This is a genomic window from Streptomyces hirsutus (assembly GCF_001418415.1).
GTDB lineage: Bacteria > Actinomycetota > Actinomycetes > Streptomycetales > Streptomycetaceae > Streptomyces > Streptomyces hirsutus.
The window spans coordinates 1-2,326 of record NZ_LIQT01000416.1 but is presented as its reverse complement, the minus strand read 5'-3'; the positions used below and the strand labels follow the sequence as shown (position 1 = coordinate 2,326).

The 2,326-nt window shown below is 73.1% G+C and carries 1 protein-coding gene; it reads left to right on the top strand.

Going from position 1 to position 2,326, the window contains the following annotated elements; all coding sequences use genetic code 11:
- Positions 1–218: 218 nt before the first annotated feature.
- A partial coding sequence (pta, locus tag AOK11_RS28650) for a phosphate acetyltransferase (RefSeq protein ID WP_055596626.1) occupies positions 219–2,326 on the top strand: 2,108 nt, incomplete at its 3' end.

Below are 2,326 nucleotides of genomic sequence, written 5' to 3'. Positions count from 1 at the left end.
CCCCGGTCCCGTCCCGTCCCGCTGCGTGTCCCGGTCCCGTCCCGTCCCGCCGCGTGTCCCGGCCTCACGCCCGGCCCCTCGGGCGGGCACCCCCACCAGCGGCGGAGGTACTGTCGAGGAGAATCCGCCCGCCCCGGCGGGCGGGCGCCGGCCGGCGCCGGGAGAGCCCGGACCGCAGGGCCCGAAGCACCGCGAGACCCCGACGAAACGGAGCACGCGTGACCCGCAGTGTGTACGTCACCGGTATCGACCGTGGCGACGGCCGCCAGGTCGTCGACCTGGGAGTGATGGAACTCCTGACCCGGCAGGTCGACCGGGTGGGCGTCTTCCGGCCCCTGGTGCACGACGGCCCGGACCGTCTCTTCGAGCTGCTGCGCGCCCGCTACCGGCTCACCCAGGACCCGGCGACCGTCTACGGCATGGACTACCAGAAGGCGTCCGCCCTCCAGGCCGAACGCGGCCCCGACGAACTGGTGTCGACGCTGGTCGACCGGTTCCACCTGGTCGCCCGCGAGTACGACGTCGTCCTCGTCCTCGGCACCGACTACGCCGACACCCAGTTCCCGGACGAGCTGTCCCTGAACGCCCGTCTGGCCAACGAGTTCGGCGCCTCGGTGATCCCGGTCGTGGGCGGCCGCAGGCAGACCTCCGAGTCGGTGCGCGACGAGACCCGCAACGCCTACCGCGCCTACCACAACCGGGGCTGCGACGTGCTCGCCATGGTGGTCAACCGGGTCGCCCGCGAGGACCGCGACGAGATCGCCGAACGGCTCGCCTCCCGGCTGCCCGTGCCCTGCTACGTCGTCCCCGACGAACCCGCGCTCGCCGCCCCCACCGTGGCCCAGATCGCCCACACCCTCGGCGCGAAGGTGGTGCTCGGCGACGACTCCGGACTGGCCCGCGACGCCCTGGACTTCGTCTTCGGCGGTGCCACGCTGCCCAACCTCCTCGCCGCCCTGACCCCCGGCTGCCTGCTCGTCACCCCGGGCGACCGCGCCGACCTGGTCGTCGGCACGCTGGCCGCGCACAGCGCCGGCACCCCGCCGATAGCCGGCGTGCTGCTCACCCTGGACGAGGTGCCCGGCGACCGCATCCTCACCCTCGCCGCCCGGCTCGCTCCCGGCACCCCCGTGCTGTCGGTGCCCGGCAACAGCTTCCCCACCGCCGAGCAGCTGTTCTCCCTGGAGGGGAAGCTGAACGCGGCCACCCCGCGCAAGGCGGAGACCGCGCTGGGCCTCTTCGAGCGGTACGCCGACACCGCCGAACTCACCCGGCGGGTCTCCGCGCCCAGCAGCGACCGGGTGACGCCGATGATGTTCGAGCACAAGCTGCTCGAACAGGCCCGTTCCGACCTCAGGCGGGTCGTCCTGCCCGAGGGCGACGAGGAGCGGGTGCTGCGCGCGGCCGAGGTGCTGATGCGCCGGGGGGTGTGCGCCCTCACCCTGCTCGGGCCGGTCGACCGCATCCGCAAGAAGGCCGCCGACCTCGGTATCGACCTCGGCGACACCCAGCTGATCGACCCGGCCGAATCCGAGCTGCGGGACGCCTTCGCGGAGAAGTACGCCGCCCTGCGCGCACACCGGGGCGTCAGCGTCGAACTGGCCTACGACGTCGTCTCGGACGTGAACTACTTCGGCACGCTGATGGTGCAGGAGGGGCTGGCCGACGGCATGGTGTCCGGCTCGGTGCACTCCACGGCCGCGACCATCCGGCCGGCCTTCGAGATCATCAAGACCCGGGACGACGCCTCCATCGTCTCCTCGGTGTTCTTCATGTGCCTGGCGGACCGGGTCCTGGTCTACGGCGACTGCGCGGTCAACCCCGACCCGGACGCCGAGCAGCTCGCCGACATCGCCGTGCAGTCGGCGGTCACGGCCGCGCGGTTCGGCGTGGAGCCGCGGATCGCGATGCTGTCGTACTCGACGGGCACGTCCGGCTCCGGCGCCGACGTCGACAAGGTGCGCGAGGCGACCGAGCTGGTCCGCGCGCGCCGCCCGGACCTCAGGGTCGAGGGGCCGATCCAGTACGACGCGGCCGTGGAGCCGTCGGTCGCGGCGACCAAGCTGCCGGACTCCGAGGTCGCAGGTCAGGCGACCGTGCTGATCTTCCCCGACCTGAACACCGGCAACAACACCTACAAGGCCGTGCAGCGCTCGGCCGGCGCGGTCGCGGTCGGTCCGGTGCTCCAGGGTCTGCGCAAGCCGGTCAACGACCTGTCCCGGGGCGCCCTCGTCCAGGACATCGTGAACACCGTCGCCATCACGGCCATCCAGGCCCAGTCCCCCGCCCCGGCCCCGGCCCCGAGCGAGAAGGCAGCCACCCAGTG